The 21670-nt window shown below is 61.4% G+C and carries 18 protein-coding genes and 1 other RNA gene; 6 read left to right on the top strand and 13 right to left on the bottom strand.

Features of this window, described 5'->3' with window-relative positions; translation table 11 throughout:
- Positions 1-33 precede the first annotated feature (33 nt).
- From LAN37_14170 to LAN37_14160, 3 genes are all read left to right on the top strand, one after another.
- Positions 34-1614 carry a hypothetical protein gene (locus LAN37_14170; GenBank protein MBZ5648356.1) on the top strand — a complete coding sequence of 527 codons (1581 nt, stop codon included), beginning with the start codon at positions 34-36 and terminating at the stop codon, positions 1612-1614.
- Positions 1615-1912: 298 nt separating this feature from the next.
- The gene (locus LAN37_14165) at positions 1913-3382 is read left to right on the top strand and encodes a hypothetical protein (protein MBZ5648355.1); all 1470 of its coding nucleotides are present in this window, start codon (positions 1913-1915) and stop codon (positions 3380-3382) included.
- Between the two features lie 131 nt (positions 3383-3513).
- Positions 3514-5862: a fused MFS/spermidine synthase gene (locus LAN37_14160; GenBank protein ID MBZ5648354.1), complete on the top strand. Its 2349-nt coding sequence runs from the start codon at positions 3514-3516 to the stop codon at positions 5860-5862.
- 188 nt (positions 5863-6050) lie between these two features.
- Here the strand turns inward: LAN37_14160 and LAN37_14155 are convergent, their stop codons facing one another.
- The 7 genes from LAN37_14155 to LAN37_14125 all read right to left on the bottom strand — a co-directional run bounded on the left by LAN37_14155 (position 6051) and on the right by LAN37_14125 (position 13277).
- Positions 6051-6716, bottom strand: coding sequence for a tetratricopeptide repeat protein (locus tag LAN37_14155; GenBank protein ID MBZ5648353.1), 666 nt, complete (start codon positions 6714-6716; stop codon positions 6051-6053).
- 62 nt (positions 6717-6778) lie between these two features.
- Positions 6779-7441 (bottom strand): tetratricopeptide repeat protein, encoded by a 663-nt coding sequence (locus LAN37_14150; protein MBZ5648352.1) that lies wholly within the window; start codon positions 7439-7441, stop codon positions 6779-6781.
- Positions 7442-7551: 110 nt separating this feature from the next.
- On the bottom strand, positions 7552-7728 hold the full coding sequence (locus LAN37_14145; protein MBZ5648351.1) for an NAD-dependent epimerase/dehydratase family protein: 177 nt from the start codon (positions 7726-7728) through the stop codon (positions 7552-7554).
- Positions 7729-8221: 493 nt separating this feature from the next.
- Complete coding sequence (gene hpnI / locus LAN37_14140; protein MBZ5648350.1) at positions 8222-9376, bottom strand: bacteriohopanetetrol glucosamine biosynthesis glycosyltransferase HpnI; 1155 nt, start codon at positions 9374-9376, stop codon at positions 8222-8224.
- A 34-nt stretch (positions 9377-9410) separates the two neighbouring features.
- Positions 9411-10673: an ABC transporter permease gene (locus LAN37_14135; GenBank protein ID MBZ5648349.1), complete on the bottom strand. Its 1263-nt coding sequence runs from the start codon at positions 10671-10673 to the stop codon at positions 9411-9413.
- A complete protein-coding gene (locus LAN37_14130; GenBank protein ID MBZ5648348.1) occupies positions 10670-11899 on the bottom strand; it encodes an ABC transporter permease in 1230 nt (409 codons plus the stop codon). Before LAN37_14130 ends, LAN37_14135 begins: the two co-directional genes overlap by 4 nt.
- Before the next feature lie 124 nt (positions 11900-12023).
- Positions 12024-13277, bottom strand: a complete 1254-nt coding sequence (locus LAN37_14125) for a PLP-dependent aminotransferase family protein (GenBank protein ID MBZ5648347.1) — start codon at positions 13275-13277, stop codon at positions 12024-12026.
- A gap of 161 nt (positions 13278-13438) precedes the next feature.
- Here LAN37_14125 and rnpB point away from each other — a divergent pair.
- Positions 13439-13894, top strand: an RNA gene (gene rnpB / locus LAN37_14120) — RNase P RNA component class A.
- A gap of 358 nt (positions 13895-14252) precedes the next feature.
- On the opposite strand, the gene LAN37_14115 is transcribed toward rnpB, so the two are convergent.
- The 3 genes from LAN37_14115 to rpiB all read right to left on the bottom strand — a co-directional run bounded on the left by LAN37_14115 (position 14253) and on the right by rpiB (position 17324).
- On the bottom strand, positions 14253-15413 hold the full coding sequence (locus tag LAN37_14115; GenBank protein ID MBZ5648346.1) for a glycosyltransferase family 4 protein: 1161 nt from the start codon (positions 15411-15413) through the stop codon (positions 14253-14255).
- Positions 15414-15516: 103 nt separating this feature from the next.
- On the bottom strand, positions 15517-16806 hold the full coding sequence (locus LAN37_14110; GenBank protein MBZ5648345.1) for a serine hydroxymethyltransferase: 1290 nt from the start codon (positions 16804-16806) through the stop codon (positions 15517-15519).
- 56 nt (positions 16807-16862) lie between these two features.
- The gene (gene rpiB / locus LAN37_14105) at positions 16863-17324 is read right to left on the bottom strand and encodes a ribose 5-phosphate isomerase B (GenBank protein ID MBZ5648344.1); all 462 of its coding nucleotides are present in this window, start codon (positions 17322-17324) and stop codon (positions 16863-16865) included.
- Between the two features lie 156 nt (positions 17325-17480).
- Between rpiB and LAN37_14100 the strand changes: the two genes are divergently transcribed.
- A complete protein-coding gene (locus tag LAN37_14100) occupies positions 17481-18281 on the top strand; it encodes an enoyl-CoA hydratase/isomerase family protein (protein ID MBZ5648343.1) in 801 nt (266 codons plus the stop codon).
- Positions 18282-18361: 80 nt separating this feature from the next.
- Positions 18362-18679: a four helix bundle protein gene (locus LAN37_14095; protein ID MBZ5648342.1), complete on the top strand. Its 318-nt coding sequence runs from the start codon at positions 18362-18364 to the stop codon at positions 18677-18679.
- Positions 18680-18703: 24 nt separating this feature from the next.
- Here the strand turns inward: LAN37_14095 and LAN37_14090 are convergent, their stop codons facing one another.
- The 3 genes from LAN37_14090 to LAN37_14080 all read right to left on the bottom strand — a co-directional run bounded on the left by LAN37_14090 (position 18704) and on the right by LAN37_14080 (position 21589).
- A complete protein-coding gene (locus tag LAN37_14090; protein ID MBZ5648341.1) occupies positions 18704-19777 on the bottom strand; it encodes an alpha/beta hydrolase family protein in 1074 nt (357 codons plus the stop codon).
- A 108-nt stretch (positions 19778-19885) separates the two neighbouring features.
- The gene (gene alr / locus LAN37_14085; GenBank protein MBZ5648340.1) at positions 19886-21031 is read right to left on the bottom strand and encodes an alanine racemase; all 1146 of its coding nucleotides are present in this window, start codon (positions 21029-21031) and stop codon (positions 19886-19888) included.
- 126 nt (positions 21032-21157) lie between these two features.
- Positions 21158-21589, bottom strand: coding sequence for a hypothetical protein (locus tag LAN37_14080; GenBank protein ID MBZ5648339.1), 432 nt, complete (start codon positions 21587-21589; stop codon positions 21158-21160).
- Positions 21590-21670 lie beyond the last annotated feature (81 nt).

Here is a 21670-nt window from a genome sequence, read left to right as displayed (position 1 = left end):
GCAGCGTATGGCAGGATCCCCACGACCGGGAACATGAACAACATCGATGTTCTGGGCACTAATCTAAGTGGGTCACATCCCTTCAGCGTTGTTCTACCGATGAAGGATTCCCCTGATCTTGTTGCATCCCTGGTCTCGCAAGGTAAGACGGCCGACCCGCTCCAAAAGGTGAAGCTCAAGAGCGGCAACATTGAGTGCACGAGTTGTCATAACCCGCATGTGCAAGGTATCGACACGGTCGCGCAGAACTTCTTGGTTCGTGACAGCTCGAACGGCCAGATGTGCCTTGCTTGCCATGATCCAAACCGCGTGGTTTCCGGGAAGGTCAACCCAATCGCGGGGTGGACTGGCAGCATCCATGCCACGGCGACGAACAAGGTGGCAGGTCAGGCGCAGGTTGGAAGCTACGGTACTGTCGCACAGAATGCATGCAGTTCCTGTCACATGTCCCACAATGCACAGGGTCCAGTGCGGCTGCTCCGCGCCGCGAACCCGCCGGCGCCTACCGTGGACCCGACCACACAGGATTGCCTGACATGCCACAGCGGCGAGTTGAATCTTTCTCCCAGTTCCCCGAACATCTACGCCGAGTTTGTCAAGCCGGGACATCCTTTGCCGGCGGGGAACAATGTACACGACGCTGCAGAAACCGCAGTGTTGAGCAATAACCGGCATGCCACTTGTGCGGACTGCCACAACCCTCATTCCGCCAATCAAGTCAGCTCGTTTACCATCCCTCCCGCGATCCGAGTCTCGCAAGCGGGCGTCGCTGGAGTCAGTGCGGCAGACGGTGTCACTGTCCTTACTCCAGCGGTCAATCAGTATGAGAACTGCCTGCGCTGCCACGGCACGAGCGCGGGAAAAGGCACAAATCCCGCCACATTCGGTTATTTGCCGGCATATCCTAATTCCGCAGGCGATCCTCTGAATGTGATCTCTCAATTTGGCAGTACCACGCTCTCAAGCCATCCTGTGATGCGTGATTTCAGCAGTTCATTCTCGCAGCCAAGCATTCGCAAGTTCATGGTGAATCTTGACGGCATCACAAACGGGCGCCCAATCGGCAGCCGCATCCTGTGCACGGATTGCCATAACAGCGACGACAATCGCGAGTTCGGTGGCCCGGGGCCCAACGGACCGCACGGCTCCAAGTGGATGCATATCCTGGAACGCCGCTACGAGTTCAGCCAGGCGCCCGCGCCAGGCCAGAACATCACGAATCCGCTCCAAGGGCTGACTCCGTCGAACTTGGGGAGTATAGGCGGGCCCTTTGCAATGTGCGCCAAGTGCCATGACCTCACTGGTTCTGGGATCCTGAGTGCCAGCAGCTTCAGTGGGCACGCAAGTCACATCATCACTGATGGGTTTTCGTGCTCTGTCTGCCATACCGCTCACGGGGTCGCGCAGACAGGCAGCATCCCTGGGGTGGGGCTCGTGAACTTCGACGCCAACGTAGTCTCCGCGAACGGCTCGGGAGTCCCGATCTCGTATAACTCAGCGACGAACACCTGTACCCTGAGATGCCACGGCTATGATCACAACGGCGATGGAACGATTACGCCTTCAGCTCTCAGGGGCATCGGAAGGACCGGGGTTCCCGTGAAGTCAAAGTGACGACCCAACCCGGTGGATAACCTTGGCTGGCACGCATTCGCACTTTTTACACTGAGCAGAACAATAAGCAGTTGCCGTGCCTTTGTTTCCGGAAGACTCTACGCACGCTCAACACCCTTTTGCATCAGTCAGACATCCCGCCGCAGTCGTCAGCGCGGTCAGTTGGAGGAAACGAGACCTCGCTGACAGAAACGACCTCACCGGCAACCGGCGCACTCGCTGTGTTGCCCCGCGGGTTCAGATCGACCTGTGACCTCAATCACAGTCCCGTATTCGCTTGCGTACTTATTTTTGCAATATGCGCCGCACCATATCAATAGCAGCCGTGCTTGCTCCGACGTTCTTCCTGTTCCTGCCGACGATCCGCTATTGCCTCGTCTATGACGACTTCGAGCAAATCGTTACGAATCCGCGGATCACAGCCTGGAGTTACCTGCCTGGATATTTCACCTCACACCTCTGGGCCCACTCACCTCTGCAGGACGCCAATTTCTACCGGCCAGTCTTCTTGATCTGGCTACGCCTTGCTTATGTTCTGTTTGGGGCGCCCAGTGCGGTCTGGCATCTTGGGTCGATTCTCGCGCACCTCGGCGCGACCGCCATTGTTTTCTTGCTGATTCGGCGTCTTACGGACGATCTGAAGTGTTCTGCCCTATCCGCCGCGGTGTTCGGAATCCATCCGATTCACGCAGAGGCCGTGGGTTGGATCTCTTCCGTGGAAGATCCACTGGTCACGATTTTTCTGGTGGCGTCCATCTATTTCTATTCCAAGCGGAGATCTCCGATCAGCTACGTATCCCTTCTATTTGCCGTGCTGGCCATGTTTACAAAAGAAGTGGGCATTGTGGCCCCTGTCCTCATTTTTGCGTACGAAAGCACACAGTCGCGATTGAAGGACGCGGCGCTTGGGGCAATCCCTTACTGCTTCGGCGCGATGCTGTACATGGCCCTTCGTATCCATGCAATCGGTCACTTTTTCCCTGCCGCACCGCCCAGCATGAGCGTGGGAGCAATGGTCTTGACTTGGCCGCGCGTGCTAGCTCTCTACGCCGGACATCTGGTGTGGCCCGTCCATCTGAGCCCTTGCTACGACGTTCCCGTGGAGACTGAGATCTGGCCGCTGCTGCTGCTGCTCGTGGTGATTGCCGGTTTGGTATGGGTTCTTCGCGGCGCCTCCCCGGACATTCGATTTGGAGCGGCATGGTTCAGCGTCACCCTGCTCCCCAGTTTGGGGATTCGGTATCTTCTGGAAGGAGACTTCGCACACGATCGTTATTTGTATCTGCCGTCGGTCGGCCTTGCGCTCATCGCGACGGCATTGATCGCCCGGCTGCGCTTCACAACCACGCGAATCGTTGCTGTTGCCGTGGTGGCAACGGCCCTTTGCTGGGCAACAATTTCTAATCTGCATGTGTGGCGGGATAATTTTTCGTTGTTTCAACGGGCGGTCGAGACGGCTCCGAAAAACATCTCCATGAAGAACAACCTCGCTGCCGCATATCTGGACCTGAACCGCGAAGCAGAAGCGTTTCCGCTGCTCCAGCAGGTGCTTGCGGCCGAGCCCGGCTCCCGTCTCGGGAACTACAACCTGGGTCGCTATTACCAGCAGTCCGGAGACGAAGCTGCAGCGGACCGGTACTTTTCGATCGCCGACCAGATATACAATCACGAACAGGCTGGACGGGTGCGTGCCGATCACCGCGGCCAAGCCTTGCGGTGGCGCAAGTTCATTGAACAGCGGGCACCGTGTCCCAGAAGGAGTCCATGACCTAGCGGGGGAAACCGTGAGGGCACCACGTACTTCATCTGGCTTCCTTCGAAGATGCGGTTTGCGCCACTCGCGTTCAGAACTCGCGGTTATAGGTTGTGCGTGAGTTTCTGCCGAAGTTATCACTTGGTATGCTGAATCCCACTGAGACCACGTCAGCCGTGAAACCGGCCGCATCCGGTCGACCGTCGGCGATTGGGTTGCTTGCCGCCACCTTGTTCCTCAGCGCATTTCTGCTGTTTCAGGTGCAGCTGATCATCAGCAAGTACATACTGCCGTGGTTCGGCGGAACGCCCTCTGTCTGGACAACATCGATGTTGTTCTTCCAAGTGCTGCTGCTCGCTGGGTATGCTTACGCGCACTGGATCTCGATCGGTTTAAGTCCAGCAGCGCAGGCCAAGGTGCATGTTTCTCTTGTGATCATCTCAGTTCTGCTGCTGCTTGTGGCGGCGAGCTTTTGGCCTTCTCCCATTACTCCTGGAGCCAGCTTCAAACCTCAGGACGTCAATCATCCAGTGCTCGACATCATGGCCCTGCTCGGCGCCAGTGTCGCACTTCCGTTCTTCTTGTTATCGACCACAGGGCCGTTGCTCCAGAGTTGGTATGCTCGCACCGAAAACAGGCGTTCGCCCTACCGGTTGTATGCGGTTTCAAACTTTGGATCGCTTCTTGGCCTGATCAGCTATCCGTTCCTTGTGGAACCATTGCTGAAGCTTCGAACGCAAGCGCGGATTTGGACCGTTGCTTATTTTCTGTTTGCGGCCGGCTGCGCGGTCTGCGCGATCCATGCCCGCAATGCCGTTGACCGCGAAACTGCCCCGGAACCGCAAGCTGACAATGACATCGATGCGGGCCCGCCCACGCCGGCGCAATACCTGCTCTGGGTTGGTCTAGCCGCTTGCGCATGCATGATGTTGCTGGCCGCGACGAATGTCATTTCGCAGGAGCTGGTCGCGATCCCGCTGCTATGGGTGATTCCGTTGGCGTTGTACCTGCTGTCGTTCATCCTCTGTTTCGAGAGTGAGCGCTGGTACAAGCGTGGCATCTTTCACGCAGTCTTTGGCATCAGCCTGGCGCTGGTCCCGCTGGCCATCCAGCGCCGTGGCCATCTTATGCTGCACCTGGGCGTGTTACTGCTTGCCATGTTCGCGGTTTGCATGATGTGTCACGGTGAACTGGCGCGAATGAAACCCAAATCCAGGTATCTAACCTCCTTCTACATGGCAATTTCCGTCGGAGGCGCCCTCGGTGGAATTTTCGTGGCCTTAATCGCGCCCCATGTGTTTCCGGACTTCTGGGAGTTGCAGATAAGCCTGTTTGCGACTGCACTGCTGGTCCTGTTCGTGGTGGCACGAGATCGCGACTCATGGCTGAACCGCGGTTCCTTTCCACTGCTGGTTAGCATCGTGGTGACGGCATTCGCTGTCTTTTACCTGGAAACCCGCTTGGACCCAGTTGGGCGTCAAATCACATCGGAGTCGCATTTTTTTCCGCTGATGGGTCTTTTCTGCGTTCCCCTGCTACTGGGGGCATTTGTTTTCCGCGATCCAGCTCGTCTTGGCTGGCGTGGCGGAAAGTGGTGGACAGCCTGTATGGTCGTGGTGTTGGCGCTTGCGGCGTTTCTGCACGCCAGGATCGTCGCGCAGCTTCAGACGAGTTACGTTACACAGTCACGCAATTTTTTTGGCGTTGTTTCCACTTACTTTGGCGAGAACAAGTTGTACCTCGTTCTCCAGCACGGCGCCACGGCCCATGGAGCACAGTTCCGCGATGTAATGGCCATGTATCCCACCACCTATTACGGTCCGAACAGCGGTATCGGCTTGTTGCTGCAATCGCACCTGAATGTGGGTGGTAGCCGCCGGCAGCCAATCCGCATGGGAATCATTGGGCTCGGGGTGGGCACGCTGGCAGCCTACTCTCGTCCCGGCGACTACCTGCGGATTTACGAGATCGATCCGGCCGTAGCCGCACTCTCAGAAGGACCGCGCCCAGTCTTCACTTTTCTGAAAGACGCGGGCGGCAAAGTGGACGTGGTCCTCGGCGATGCCAGGCTGTCTCTGGAGCGTGAAGCCTCCCGCGGCGACTACGGCAACTTTGACTTCCTGGTAGTGGACGCCTATAGCGACGATTCCGTCCCCGTTCACCTGCTCACTCGCGAAGCGTTTGAACTCTACCTGCGCCATCTGAGAAGTGATGGTGTCCTGGCAGTGCATATTACTTGCCAGCGTCTCGACCTGTCTCCGGTCGTCACTGCGCTCAGCCGGTATTTTGGCCTAACGATGATCGTAATCCACGGCGATAAAGATCAACAGGGCGCTCTTGCAAGTGATTGGGTGTTGCTCTCATTCACTCCGGCATCGGTGCTTACTGATGACATCGTTCAGCACGGATACTATGTGCCCTACAAGATCCGCGCACTGTTGTGGACGGATGACTACAGCAACTTGTGGCAAATCGTAACCATGAAGACGCCTTGATCCACCGGCGGGATTGCTATCGCAACCTTCGGTCTGACGCACTCTTGTCCAAATCAGGTCCGCAAGCACCGCGATAGAACTCTGCTGCGGTTTGCGTTGAAGAGAGGTGAGTCTCAGGGAGGACCCCCGCCTGGTGGGCGGCCGCAGAGCCCTCTTTGACAGCACTCCCAGACGCCGACGATCTCCGACTACAGTGCCGGCTTGGCGGTTGTCATCCCGGCGGGCACCTTCACGTGCTCCTTGGCTTTGACGATCATGCTTTCCACCTCTGCGCGACGTGGATGGTTCGGATTGGTTTTCAGCATGCGTTGCCAAAGTTCGATCGCAGCTTTGGGATCGTTCCTCACCTGCCAGTTCAGCATGCCGAGATTGAAGAGCGCATTGGGCGACTTGGGATCAATCTGCAATGCCCGCTTCAAGGTCTCGATGGCACGGTCGTCCGATCCGGCGTAGTGGTAGGAGTTAGACAACGAGACGAGCCCATCGGCAGTCGGCTTGATCTGCATGGCGCGTTCGTAATAGTCCACCGCGATCGGAAACTGATGTGCGCGGAAATACACGCTGCCTGCCTGCGCAAGCACGTCCGGGTTGTTGGGGTCTTTCCGCAGGGCGGCCAACAACGGCTCGGCCTGCACATCGGCCATGTGCTTCAGCTGTTCAGGAGTTATCTGATCGGCGCGAGCCGCCACGCCGGGCACCGGTTGCTGCGAATCTTGAGCGGCATTCCTGACCGCACTGGTGGACGGGGCACGAAGAAGATAGCCGACGGGGATTCCGGAGAGCATGCACACGACTGCCAATACGTAGGCCTGTTTGGCGGTCCACTTTGTCCCAGGTGTCGATGTCGTGTCCATGCCCTCTCCTTGCATTCAACTACCCGCGGAGGCCCGCGCTCATCCGGAGGTCAGAACGGATTTCACATGGCCGGCTTCGACGTCTTCTCGCCGGGCTTGATATTGCTGTGTCTCTTGGCTTCTGCAATCAACTGCTCCACGTTCGAGCGCTGCGGAAAATCCGGGTTGGCCTTGAGCAGCCCTTCCCAGTCTGCGACGGCGCCCTTTACGTCCATCTTGCCCTTCCATCGCACGATCCCGCGGTTCAACAGCGCATTCGCCTTGTTCGGTTGCTGTTCGAGTACCCTGTCGAACTCCGCGAGAGCCCGGTCTGCATCACCCAGATACCAATACGCGGTGGCCATGTCGGTACGAACATCGGTGTTCTTCGGATCGCCTTCGAGCGCGCGCGCATAGTAGTCGGCGGCTTCCTTGAATTGTTGCGCGTCGTAATAGATGTTGCCGGCCTGCATGAGCAGCGCGGGATCGCTGGGCTTCAGCTTCAATTGCCCAAGTACCGGCTCGGCCTGTTTGTCGGCCATAACCCTCAGTTGCTCGGGAGTGACCTGAGAACCCATCGTGCCTGCCGCGCTTTCTGCGGATTGTCCGGCGGGTGCTGCCTGGGCTGGACCCGACCCCCGCAGGAGATAGCCGACAAGAGTCCCGAGCAGCAGGCAAATGACAGCAAGCACATAGGCTTGCGTGCCGGTCCAGTCGGAGGAGCGATTCTGAGCGTCTTGCCCCATTCTGATTTCCCTTCCACACACTACTTTTCGGAGAGTGTCAGGATGCCTCCACGATAGCGGGGGGTACCGCGCCGGACTGTGTCTGTAATCACCCCCGAATGTGACGCGTATCACATCAGAGAAGGTGCGTTCGCCGTGTCACCGACCACCAATTCCAACCCGGCGGCCAAACACCCGTCACCGGTGCTCAGGTTGTCGTACAGGACAACCGTGTGCCCCTTACGAACGAGAGCCCGCGCGGCATGGGATCCGATAGAGCCAGCCCCGCCAGTGACCAGTACATTCATCCTGGTCCACGAATCTGCCGGAGAGCGGCCCTGAACCGCAAGTGCCATAGCCAGATCCGCGCAAGTTTCAGCTCCGGCCGCACGGCTGGCATCGCTGAATCTGTCACATTCAGCTGTGACGCAAACGTGCGCGATTTGCCGCAGCCTGGAGCGGCATCACAAGGAAATGTGACGTAGTTCACAAACTCAACAGTGCCTGGAAGCGTAGTTTCGAGGCATGGTGAACTGGATTCTGGCGTTAGCTGTCCTCGTGATTCCCTGTTACCTCGGCTTTGTTCAGGTCCGCGAGCTGGTGGGAGCGCTCCGGCGCGGCGAACTCAAGTGCCCGATCCGGCGTAGCAAGCGCAGCCAGGCGGAATTCGCGGACTAATAATCTGTAGCCCCTTCTCCTGATTCACGCCCCACGATGTGAAGCGGGTGTTTCTGCGTCCTGTGAATGAAAGTGTTGCCAGGAAACGCCTCGCTCACCGGAGTGACGACTCCCTATTTTCCCTTACGCTGACCCGGAGACGCGGTAGAGCTTTCGGTCCTTGAGCCGGAAGCGCTCGCCGCGCCAGATGATGGTGTGGCCGGCGTAGCTGGCGCACCAGACCAGCAAGGCCATGAAGTCGCGGAGAGGGAGCAGCCAGAGCAGGCACCAGACGTGCGGGTCGCGCAGGATGACCCGGCCAATCACCCCTGCGACGGCGAGGCGCGCGAGCACGGTGACTGCGAAGAGTGCCCAGGCCCACAACGCACCACCAGCGGCGATCAGAGCGAAGACCGACCAGGGCAGACCGAAAGTAAGGACCACACCGAAGTAGCCAGCGCGGCGGGAGTCGCGCATGCCTCGTGCCCAGCGCAGCTGGTGCTCGAAGAAGCTGCGCAAGGAGTAGGCAGGCAAATGGGTGTCGACCACCGTGTCGGCGAGCTCGACACGGAAGCCGGCATCGCAGGTACGCTTGCCCATCTCGTAATCGTCGGCGAGGTAGTCGAGCAAGGCTTCGAACCCGCCGATCTGGGCGAGGAGGTCGCGGCGGATGGCGAGTGTGGAGCCGAGCGCGAAGCGAATGCCCCTGTCCACAACGCGCGCCGCGAGCACGCCACCGATGAAATCCGTGCTGATGCCGAGCGATTCCAGTTCCGAGCCGAGGGTATCCTCCGGCGCACCGCGATAGAGCGCGGTGACCATGCCCACCTTTGCATCCGCGAACGGCGCCACCACCCTGCGCAGGTAATCCTGGGGCACGCGGACGTCGCTGTCGTTGACGATCAGATGCTGGTGGCGGGCGTGGGGCAGCATCTGCACCAGGTTGCTCACCTTCCGGTTGGTGCCGAGGATCTCGGGGCAGACGATCAAGCGGAGGCTGCGATCAGGAAATTCCTTCTTGAGTTGCTCGATGGCCGCAATGGCGGAATCAGCCGGGTCCCAAACACCGAAGATGATCTCGAAATCCGGGTAGTCCTGGCGGCAGTGGCTCTCGAAGGCGGCGAAGGCTTCCGGATCAATCCCGCGGACTGGCTTGAGGATGGTGACGGGTGGAGTGAATACCTCGACGGGGCGCGATCGGCGCACGAAGGAGCGCGCGGCCCACAGCACCAGGAGGTAGTAGCCGAGACCGCAGAGGGTCAGGAGCGCAAACACGAGTTCGAGAGCGGTCTTGAGCAAGTGTAACGGCACGGCTTTAGCCGTGCCCTTTCAACTATTCGTACCGCAGAGCGTCGATGGGGTCGAGATTAGCAGCTTTCCACGCCGGGTAGATACCGAAGATGAGGCCGATGGCGCAAGAAGAAACGAAGGCAGTCGTGATCCAGAACGCGGACATGCTGGCGGGCAGCGAGGACCAGATAAAACGGATGAGCTGGGTGACGAAGGCGCCGGCGAGGATGCCGAGCACACCGCCGACCGCGCTCAGCGTCATGGCCTCGAGGGTGAATTGCAGGAGCACGTCGCGCTTGCGGGCGCCGATGGCCTTGCGCACGCCGATCTCGCGGGTTCGCTCGGTGACCGAGACCAGCATGATGTTCATCACGCCGACGCCGCCGACGATCAAGCCCACGCTGGCCACCGCGAACATGAAGACGAAGACGGCGCCGGTGACCTGGTTCCAGACGTCGGTGAGGGAGTCCTGGGTGAAGACTTCGAAATTATCGGGCTTGTTGGAGGGGACCTTGCGACGGCGGCGCAGGAGCTCACGCATCTCGTCCATGGCCTTGCCCATGTCCTCGTGCGAGGTGGCTCTTACGCTGATCCAGTGCTGCTTGAGCTCGGGGTGAAGCTTGCGGAAGGTGGAGAGCGGGAAAAAGACGATGTTGTCCTCGGGATTGGAGCCGGAGCCGAAGGCGGTCTTGCGAGGCTCGCCGACGCCGATGACGGTGAAAAGCTGGCCTTCGATGTTGATCTCGGCGCCCAGAGCGCTGCGCTCGGCGAAGAGCGTTTTCCAGGTCTCATAGCCGAGGATGATGACGGGCGAGCGGCGTTCGTCGTCCACTTCGCCGAACCAGCGGCCCTCGACCAAACGCACGTCATAGACGTCTTTGACGGAAGCAGTGTCGCCCTCGAGGATGACGTTCTTGGCCTTCCTCCCCTGGTAGCTGACGACGTAGGAACCGGCGCCGAACTGGGGGAGGAAAAGACGCACGCCCGCGGTGACGTACTTCACGTGGGGCAGGTCTTTCATGGCCATAGCGTCTTCGAAGGTCAGCTCCTTGCGGGTGCGCATCTCCTCGGGCATGTGGCCGAAGGTGAAGACGTTGAGGTGGAAGGCCATCACGATGTCGGAGCCCATGGACTCGACCACTTCCCTGACATTGGAGTTCAGGCCGTTGACCACGGACGACATGCCGATGACGGTCATCACGCCAATGACGATGCCAAGAACGGTGAGGCCGGAGCGCATCTTGTTCTTGCGGATGGTGTCGAGGGCCATGGCGAAGATCTCGCCGTAGTCGCGGCGGCGGATCATAGTTCGAACCTCAGGGCGGCGATGGGATCCAGGCGGGCGGCACGGCGCGCCGGGTAGACGCCGAAGAACAGGCCCACGCTGGTGGCCACCGCTAGCCCGGCGAACACGGCCCACAACTTGATGGCGGAGGGCATCCCGATGAGAGCGGTGACCGACTTGGCGATGAAGACCCCGAACAGGACCCCGAGAACGCCGCCGACCAGGGCCATGGTGGCAGACTCGATGAGGAACTGGGCGGCCACATCGGAGCGGGTGGCGCCCACGGCCTTGCGGATGCCGATCTCGCGGGTGCGCTCGGTGACCGAGACCAGCATGATGTTCATGATGACGATGCCGCCGACGACGAGCGAAATCGAGGCGATGGCGACCATCACGATGAAGAAGCTGCTGCTGAGGCTTGCCCAGATGCCGAGGAAGGTCTGGTTGGTCTCGGCCTCGAAGGTGTCGGGCTGGCCGGGGGGGTCATGACGGCGGGCGCGCAGCACGACGCGCGCCTCGTCGATGGCGGCATCCATGGGGGCGCCGACGGCGGAGGCCTTGCCCCAGATGCGCAGTGAGTTGTGCGAGCCGTACAGACGCAGCCAGGACGTGATGGGCATCATGACCCAGTTGTCGCGGCTCTGGCCCAGAGTCTTCCCTTCCTTCTTGCCGACACCGATGACCTGGTAGAGCTGGCCGTCGACGCGGATCTCCTTGCCGATGGGGTCCTCGCTGCCCATGACCTGCTCGAGGATGTCGTAGCCGATGACGGCAACGTTGGTAGCGCTGTTCATGTCGGCGTCGCTGATGCCGCGGCCGGCGATGATGTCGAGGTCGTAGATGCGGGCCATGGAGGGCGTCCAGCCACGCACGAAGGAATCGGTGATGGAGCGTTCTTTGTAGTTGACCCGGCCGGTGTGATTGCCGGCGGTGGCGCCGATGACGGTGCAGGCGCGGCAGGCGTCGCGCACGGCTTGGTAGTCGTCGAGAGTGATGTCCTTGCGGCGGCGGCCCTCGAGGTACTCGTCCACGTTGGTAATGACGTTCTTGGACTTGTTGATGATGAAGACGTCGGCGCCAAGGTTAAAGATCTTCTCGGCGACGTAGCCGTTGATGCCATTCACGAAGGTGACGACGGCGATGACCGCAGCGACGCCGATGACCACGCCGAGCAGGGTCAGCGCGGAGCGGAGCTTGTTCGCCCAGAGCGATTGCAAGGCAATCCGGATGGCTTCCAGAGTGTTCATGGACCCCAAAATGAGTCTAGCAGGACGCGAACGGAGTGCTGTGACGGATGAACAGTGGGCAGTGGTCAGAGAGAAGGAAAACGGAACGGCCGCGCAGGAGGAGCTGCGCAGCCGTTGGGTGGGATCAGGCGGCCGTGGGTACGAGCTGATGTAGCTGCATCTGATGCCGCACGGCGATGGAGAGGCGGCGGACGCCTTCGCGGATGACCTCTGGACGCGAATAGGAGAAATTCAGCCGGAGATGGCGGCGCGCTTCAGCGTCGTCGGTGACGTAGAAGCAGTCGCCGGGGACGAAGGCGACATTCTCGGCGAGAGCGGCCGGGAAGAGCTCGTGGCAGTCCATGCCCGGGGGAAGCGTGACCCAGAGGAAGAGACCCCCGTGGGGGTGGGTCCAGGTGACTTCGCGGGGGAAGAACTCGTCCAGCGCCTTGAGCATGGCATCGCGGCGCTCGCGATAAACCTGGCGGATGAACTTCACATGCTCGTCGAGATAGCCGTCGCGGGCGACCTCGTAGGCGACCATCTGGTTGAAGGTCGCGGTGTGGAGGTCGGCGCCCTGCTTGAGCTGCACCAGCTTGGCGATGACATCCGCCGGGGCGAGGATCCAGGCCAGGCGCAGGCCGGGCGCCAGGGTCTTGGAGAAGGTGCTGAGGTAGATGACATTGCCCAGGGTGTAGCCGTTGTCGCGGCGCAGGTTCTCGCGATCGATGACGACCAGAGGCGGGATGTGATCGCCCTCGTAGCGGAGCTGGCCGTAGGGATCGTCCTCGATGATGGGGATGCCGTACTTTTCGGCGAGCAGGACCAGTTGGTGGCGGCGGCCTTCGGAAAGCGTGACCCCGCCGGGGTTCTGGAAGTTGGGCAGAACATACATGAACTTGGGGCCGGAGCGGAGGGCGTCTTCGAGCCGGTCGGTTTGCAAGCCGTCGTGGTCGATGGGAACGCTCACGTAGTCGGCGCCGTAGACGGTGAAGGCCTGGAGCGCGCCCAGGTACGTGGGCGCCTCGACCAGGATGCGATCGCCACGGTTGATGAGCAGCTTGCCGATCAGGTCCAGGGCCTGCTGCGAACCGGAGGTGATGAGCACGTTCTCCGGAGTGGCCATGATGCCGTAGCGGGCGGTGTGGGCGGCAATCATCTCGCGGAGGGGGAGATACCCCTCGGTGGCGCTGTACTGAAGAGCCGCCGGGCCCTTCTCAGCCAAAACCTTCTGGCAGGCCTCCTGAAAACGCTGGGTGGGAAAGACCTCCGGCGCGGGAAGCCCGCCGGCTAAGGAGATGACGTCTGGATTTTGGGTGATTTTGAGGAGTTCCCGAATGGCTGAGCTCTTTACCGCTTGCGTACGCTGGGCAAATCGGTGCAACCAAGGAGTAGACATAGTTTTGGTGCCTCTGCCATAACTCAGCCTAAGACGAAGGGGGCCTGGAGTCTGTGATGTGGGTTACATGGCATGGTTCGGGCGAACAAACCGAGGTACCCGGTCGGCCAAAACAGGAGCAGGACGGGTGCGCAAACGATGGAATATAATGAGTTTGTTGACAGGCGGACCGGATGGTCGCCTCGCGCCGCGAACGCTGGCTTTGGCCAGGCCGCGCGGTGGCGGGGAGGAAAGTCCGAACTCCGCAGAGCAGTGTGCCGGATAACGTCCGGGACGGCGGGCTCAAACCCGCTGGACGGAAAGTGCCACAGAAAACATACCGCCCCGGCCGCAAGGCCGAGGTAAGGGTGAAAAGGTGCGGTAAGAGCGCACCGCCCGGCGAGCGATCGACGGGGCAGGGCAAACCCCACACGGAGCAAGACCAAATAGGGGAGGAATGCGGGAGCAATCCCGCTACGAGCCGGCTCGGCTCGTCAGCCCAGCACGGGCGCCCAGAAATGGGCGGAACTTCCGGGTAGGTCGCTAGAGCGGCACAGCAATGTGCCGCCCAGAGGAATGACCGTCCTGCCGGTCTTCGGAGCGGCAGACAGAATTCGGCTTACAGGTCCGTCCGTCACTCAATGCCCTCTCATTCCGAAAGGAGTGGGAGGGCATCAATGCGTTCGCGAGGTCCTTCCGCGGGGCGTCAGGATTTCGCCTGCGGGCTCCCGCTGCGCTCACGCCCGCAAGACGGCTCAACTTACAGGTCCGTCCGTCACTCAATGCCCTCTCATTCCGAAAGGAGTGGGAGGGCATCAATGCGTTCGCGAGGTCCTTCCGCGGGGCGTCAGGATTTCGCCTGCGGGCTCCCGCTGCGCTCACGCCCGCAAGACGGCTCAACTTACAGGTCCGTCCGTCACAGGATGCCCTTCTCTTCCGTACAGGAGGAGAAGCGCATCAATGTTCTGGCGTCCTGGAATCGTCCAGCGTGTTCGGTCAGTCGGCGGCGGAGGCGAGTTTACGGTCCGAGCCACAGGCCTCCTGGTACACCTGGAGGATGCGCTGGGCGGAGACTTCCCAGGAGAAGCGCTGCGCCTGCTGGTAGCTGCGCTGCTTCAGGCGCTCGCGGAACGGCTGGTCGAGCAGCACGCGATGCAGTGCGTGCATGATCTCGAAGACGTTCTCGGGGTTGACCAGCACGGCGGCATCGCCGACCACCTCGGGCAAGGATGAGGCGTTCGAGGTAACCACCGGCGTGCCCAGCGCCATGGCCTCCAGCGGCGGAAGGCCAAAGCCCTCGTAGAGTGAGGGAAAGACGAAGATCTTGGCCGCATCGTAGAAGATGCGCAGCACATCGATGGGGACGAAGCCGAGGAAGCGAACGTCGTTCTGCACGCCGGCCTTGATGACGGTGCGGCGCAGATCGGGATGCTTGGAGAGCTCATCGCCGATGATGATGAGCTTCAGGTCGGTGAATTTGGCTTCCTTCTCCAGTTCGGCTTTGAGCGCGGCGAAGGCCTCGATGATGCGGCCGATGTTCTTGTGCGGCTTGATGTTTCCCGCATACAGCAGGAAGGGATAATTCACCTGGTAGCGCTCGCGGATGAACTGGCGCTCGGCGTCGGAGGCGTGGCCCTGGAGGAAGCGCTCGTCAATGGCGTTGTAGACGACCTCGATGTTGTGGCCGGGCACGCGAAACAGGCGCATGAGGTCGCTCTTGGTCGAATTGGAAACGGCGAAGATGCGCGCTGCGCGAAACAGCGTGCGGCGGGTCAGGTAGCCCTGGACCCATTGCTTCCAGCCGGTGCCGCCGTTCTGCGGATAAAGGAAGTCGAGCAGATCGTGCACCGTGACCACGTAGGGGCAGGGCATGTACTGCGGCACCCAGAACAGGTGCGGGACGTGGACCACATCGCAGGAATGGCGGCGCAGGACGTGCTGAAAATGAAAATAGTCGCGCGGGGAAATCTCGTTGAGCGCATAGGGAATGTGGGTGAAATTGGGCGGCAGGTCGCCGCATTCGCGAAGGCGCGCGGGGGAACCGATCAGGCGGTACTGATTGCGGTCATCCAGATGGGCGAGGGCGCGGACAATGTTGCGAACATAGGTGGCGACGCCGAACTCGTTGACGCGACGCATGTCGAGGGCGATGCGCACGAACCAATTTAACCACGGAGGACGCGGAGGACACAGAGGAATGCAGGCAAAAAGAAAACGGAGGAGCATTCAGCTCCTCCGCGTACCTCAGAGTCCTGCGTGGTCAGGCTTTCATTTCGGCGGCGGCGCGGGCGCGGCGCTCGGCGTAGAGCGGGAAAGCCTCGCACATATCCAGCACATCCTTGCGGATGCGCTTGAGGACGGCCGCATCCTGGCGGTTGTTGAGCGCCTGGGCGATCCAGTGGCCGATCTGGCGCATCTCGCCCTCCTTCATGCCGCGGGTGGTGACCGCGGGCGAGCCGATGCGGATGCCGCTGGGCTTCATGGGCGGGTTGGTGTCGAAGGGGATGGCGTTCTTGTTGACGGTGATGCCGGCCTCGCCCAGCGCCTTCTCGGCCTCGCTGCCCAGCATGCCCTTGCTGAAAACGTCGACCAGCATGAGGTGAGTGTCGGTGCCGCCGGAGATGATGCGGTACCCGTCGGCGGCGATGGTCTCGGCCAGGACCTTGGCATTGGCGACGATCTGGCGGGCGTAATCCTTGAACTCCGGCTGCATGGCTTCGAGGAAGCACACCGCCTTCGCGGCCATGATGTGCACCAGCGGACCGCCCTGGAAACCGGGAAACGACGTCTTGTCAACGGCAGCCGCGTATTCCTGCTTGCAGAGGATCATGCCGGCGCGCGGACCGCGCAGGGTCTTGTGGGTGGTGGTGGTGACGATCTGGGCGTGCGGCACGGGCGAGGGATGCACGCCACCGGCGACCAGGCCGGCGAAGTGCGCCATGTCCACCAGGTAGATGGCGCCGACCTTGTCGGCGATCTGGCGCATGCGCACGAAGTCGATGATGCGCGGGTAGGCGCTGCCGCCGCCGATGATCAGCTTGGGGCGCTCCTGCTCGGCCAGCTTCTCCAGCGCATCGTAGTCGATGGTCTCGGTCTCTTTGGTCACACCGTAGGGAATGATCTTGTAGGTCTTGCCGGAGAAATTGAGCGGGTGACCGTGGGTGAGGTGGCCGCCGTGAGCGAGGTTCAGGCCGAGGACGGGATCGCCGGGCTGAACGACCGATGCGTAGGCAGCCTGGTTGGCCGACGAGCCGGAGTGCGCCTGGACGTTGGCGTGGTCAGCGCCGAAGAGCTTCTTGGCGCGCTCGCGGGCGAGGGTCTCGACCACGTCGGTGAACTCGCAGCCGCCGTAGTAGCGCTTGCCGGGATAGCCTTCGGCGTACTTGTTGGTGAAGACGGAGCCGGCGGCTTCGAGCACGGCCTCGCTGACGAAGTTCTCGGAGGCGATCAGCTCGAGGCCTTCGTGCTGGCGGCGCTCTTCGTTGGCGATGGCCTGGGCGATCTCTGGATCATCTTCCCAGAGGGGGCGGGACATCCGATCGTTTTTCATGAATGCGTCCTTCTAAATGCGAAAGTGAACGACGCCTTGACGGGCGCCTCTCCGGATTATTTGGCGTGGGCCTGGATCTCCTGACGCTCGATCTCCATGATCTTGTCGACGCGGCGCTGGTGGCGGCCGCCGGCGAACGGGGTGTGCAGCCACTTGTCCACAATGGCGAAGGCTTCTTCGTCCTTGAGGATGCGGGCGCCAAGGGCGAGTACGTTAGCGTCGTTATGCTCGCGGCTCAGCTGCGCCTCAAACTCACTGGTGACGTTGGCGGCGCGCACGCCGGGGACCTTATTGGCGGCAATGGACATGCCTATGCCGCTGCCACAGACGAGCACGCCGTAGTCTACCTTCTTTTCGGCCACCTCTTCGCCAACCTTGCGCGCGAAGTCGGGATAGTCCACGGACTCGGTGGAGGCAGTGCCCTCGTCGCGGATCTCGATGCCCTGCTGCGCGAGGCGCTGCTTGATCTTTTCCTTCAGCTCGTAGCCGGCATGGTCGGCGCCGATGGCGACCTTCATAGCGGGTCAATTGTAAACCGGTCGTGGGTCGCAGGTCGCGGGTCGTGGGTAAAAGAAAGGCTGCGGAGAGCGTGCGATCGCGGAGCGGCGGCCCTTGTGGAAACAGGCATTTCGTCACATAATCACGCCTCCCAAAAATTCCGCCGAGGAGTGACCATGGCCAGCACCAGCCCAACTCCGGAAGTCAAAGAAGGCTTCAAGTTCATCCATTTCGACACCACCACGTACATCGCCCGCATCACGCTGAACCATCCGCCGTACAACGTCCTGACCGTGCCGCTCATGACCGAAATGGCGGAGGCGATCGAAAGCCTGAACGGGCGGGGCGACATCAAGGCCATCCTGCTCGATTCGTCGCAAAAAACGTTCTCAGCGGGCATCGGGCTGGAGGACTCGAAGGCGGATCGCGTGTTCCAGACGCTGGATGCATTCAACCGTATCTTCACGGCGATGCGCGAGATCTCGAAACCGGTGATCGTGGTGGTGAACGGACCGGCGATCGGCGCGGGATCGGAGCTGGTGGCCTTCGGCGACATGGTGATCGCGACGCCCAAGGCCAAGTTTGCGCAGCCGGAGGTGAAGCTGGGGATCTTCCCGCCATTCGCCGCGGTCATGCTGCCGCAGCTTATCGGGCCGAAAAAGACCTACGAGCTGATCCTGACCGGCGAGGCGATGTCGGCGGAAGAGGCCAACGTGCACGGGTTCGTCAACAAGGTGGTGCCGGAAGCCGATCTTGAAAAGGCGGTGAACGAGGTCATCGCTCGCATCGGGGAGTTCTCGGCGCCAGTGCTGGAAATGACGAAAAAGGTCATCGGCAGCTCGCTCGGCCTGCCCATCCAGGAGGCGATGAAGAAATCGCATGACATCTACCTGAACCAGCTCATGGACCTGGAAGACGTGCAGGAAGGGCTGCGGGCGGTGGTGGAGAAGCGAAAGCCGGTGTGGAAGAACAAGTAGTTGCCAGTTGTCGGTTGCCAGTTGTCAGGAGGAATCCCGTGGAGTGTACGTATAAGGATTTGAAAGCTTGGCAAAAGGCGATGGACCTCGTGACAGACATCTACGCGACAACAAAGCGATTCCCATGGGATGAAAAAGACGGGCTCACAAGCCAAATGCGAAGAGCGGCCGTTTCCGTTCCCGCGAATATCGCCGAGGGCCAGGGCCGTCGCTACGAAGGAGAGTTCCAACACTTTCTTCGGACGGCTAGAGGCCCCTTGCTTGAGCTCGAAACGCTCGTACAGATTGCCACGAAGCTGCACTACATTCAGGATCCCGACTCCGAACACCTGCTGCAATCCACTGCGGAAGTCGGCCGCATCCTCAACGGTCTGCTCGCCTCAATCCGGAAGAACTGACAACCAGCAACTGACAACTGGCAACTAGAAGGCGGAAGAAACGAAGCGACAGATGTGGAAGGCGTCCACGTATTTGAAGGGCGTCTCTCCGGTGACGTAGTGGCCGCAGGGGAGTACCGCCTGGCGGAAATCGCATTTCCGGCGCGCGAACTCGGCGACCACCTGCCTGGAGAACTCCGGCAGGAAGGTGAGGTCGTGCGTGGCCCAGACGACCAGCGATTTCTTCGGCTTGGCGGCGAACTTGTCGAAGTACGACATGGGACTGATGGAGCGCCAGCAATCGCGAAGCCGGTCGAGGCCGATGGCGGACTCGATCCCGGCGCGGATGTGGCGTGTGGACTGGCCGGTCCAGACCACGTCCGCAAAGTAAGTCGAAGCGTGGTTGAAGACGTTGACCTTCAAGCGCTCGTCGTGGGCGCTGGCGATGAACGCGTAGCACGAACCCAGGCTGGTGCCGAGGATCCCGAGCTCGGTGTATCCCTGCTGCTGGAGCCAGTCGAGGCAGGCGCGGATCTCGACGATGCCCTGGCGCACGGCGTCGATGGTGCGGCCGATGTTGGCCGAGACGGCGTAGTCGGCGCGCTCGATCTCGGCGGGCTTGCGCACGTCGTGGTAGGGCAGGCTGAGGCGCAGAGCCGCGACACCCATCCAGTTGAACAACCGTCCCAGGCCGTTATGGCTCTCGGCGTCGGCGTTCCACTGCGGCAGGATGAGCATGGCGCGGCGGCCCCGCGCCGGAAACCAGCGGGCATTCGCTACGTTGTTCTCCGGGAAGGGCGTCTGCACCGGTGAGGTGAAGCGCAAGAACTGTGCCGGGGCCGTCTCGCGCTGGACGTACTTCCCTTCCCGGTCGCGCGCCGGCGGCGGTACATGCATCTCGATGCGGAAGTCGTTCGGCGTTTCGTAGGAGAAAAAGGTTTCGCTGCGGCGCACGATCTCGCGGTTCAGCTCGTGCACGAAGCGCTCGGGATCGGCAGATTCGCGGTGAAAGCTGCCGTTCACCATCGGCCAGCCCCGCATCCAGTCGAGCCCCCAGTCGAAGGGCCGCACCACGCGGTTGGTGTCGCGCATGGTGAGACGCGTCTCCCAGGAATACATCCACTTGGAATAAAGCTGAAGCATGGAAGGAAAAACTATAACAACTGCGAACGACCGTTACTAGGTTGTGCCCAGTAAGAGACAGCCGAGGGCGGCTGTTCCACACGATTAGTCCACGTACTTGCGGGGGACGCGCTTGGAAATAGCGCAGAGGATCTCGTAGGCCACCGTGGAAGCGAGGGTGGCATGCTCCCAAGGGCCGATGGAGCGGTCCCCTTGCGAGCCGATGATGATGACCTCGTCGCCGATGTCCACGCCGGGGATTCGGGTGACGTCGATGGTGGTCAGGTCCATGGCGATGTTGCCAATGATGGAAGCGTAGTCGCCGCGCACGATGACGCGGCCGCGGGAGGAGAGCTGGCGGTTCAAGCCGTCGGCGTATCCGACCGGCAGCACGGCGATGCGGGCGGGAGCCGGAGTGACGTAGGCGCCGCTGTAGCCGATGGCGGTGCGTGCGGAAACGTCGCGCAGGGCGATCACTCGCGTCTTCCAGGTCAGCACGGGCACCACCGGCAGTTCGTAAGAATCGTCGGGCGCGCCGGTCTCGGCGGAGACGAACGGCAGGTGGTAGCCGTACAGGGCGAGGCCGGGACGGACAAAATTCATCCACGTCTTGGGCCGGGTGGCAAGAGCGGCGGAGTTGGCGATGTGGTAGTAGGCGGGCGAGAGGCCGTGCTCGATGATAGTCGCCGAGGCGTGGCCGAAGCGGTCGATCTGCTGCTCGACGGTGGGAGCATCCACCACTTCCGCCGAGGCCAGGTGACTGTAAAAGCCCTCGACGCGGACGTGGCGCGCCTGACGCAGGGCGTCGGCGAGCATGGGCAGATCGGAAAGGTCCGCGCCCAGGCGGGTCATGCCCGTATCCACCTTAAGGTGGACGCTGATCCTGTCCTTGCCCATCTTCTCGGCCGCATCCTCCAGCAGCTCGATGTGGCTCCAGTCCCAGATGGTGGGCGTGAGGTTGTTCTGGAGGAGGTACTCCTCCTCGCCGCGGAAGAATCCTGCCATCACGAGGATGCGCCCGTTGATGCCGGCGTCGCGCAGCAGCATCCCCTCGTGGGTCGAGGTCACTCCGAACCACTTTGCGCCCTCGAGTTCCAAGGCGCGGGCGCAGCCCTGGGCTCCGTGACCGTAGGCGTCGGCCTTCACCACGGCGCAGACGGTCGCTTGCGGGGCAACGTAGTCCTGCACCGTGCGGAAATTGTGACGCAATTTGGAGGCGGAAATCTCCGCCCAGGTCCGGCGAGAGATCATCTGGGTCGATGGGACAACCGAGGATGCGGCCACGTCAAACCGATTATACAGTCGTGGCGCGAGCGTTCGGGTGCATACCAGAACCGTCCACGATCGATTCCGGCACGCACCCGGACGAAACCGGGGTCAGCGATCCGACGGCGCCACCGGCGGACGCTCGTCCGCAGCCAGTAAGGTGGCTACGTCGACGGTCTCTGCCGCGATACGGAATATCTCTTCTGGGTCGAGGGCGTCCTGCATGTAGTGGCAGGCACGCAACAGCGGCGGGAAGTACAGCAGGCCGTTGTGCTGGTCGAGGACGAAACGCGCGAGGACCTCGGCCGAGATCGGCTTGGCCCAGCTGTCGTGCCCGAACTGCATGGCCAGGATCTGGCGGAGCTGTTCGGGGTCGTTGGGCAGGTAACAGGTGGGCACCGAACTCCACGAGAGTTCGAGCAGCGCGCTGAAGACGCCGCGATCGTGCAGGTTCAAGCCGCTCAGCCATACCGGCCGGAAGGGCAGGACCTTGAAAGGCCCTCCTTGAAACAGGGGAACCACCGGAACGTAGGCCGTTCTCATCGAAGCCTCCAATGCAAAGCGTTCGGAGCCTGGGGGACCGTTCCAAATGGGGTTCGGCCGCTGCGGTGGAAGACACCAGCA

The sequence above is a fragment of the Terriglobia bacterium genome, from assembly GCA_020073495.1.
GTDB lineage: Bacteria > Acidobacteriota > Terriglobia > Terriglobales > Acidobacteriaceae > JAIQFD01.
Note: the sequence above shows the minus strand (reverse complement) of the source record. Positions and strands in the feature narration are given on the sequence as shown.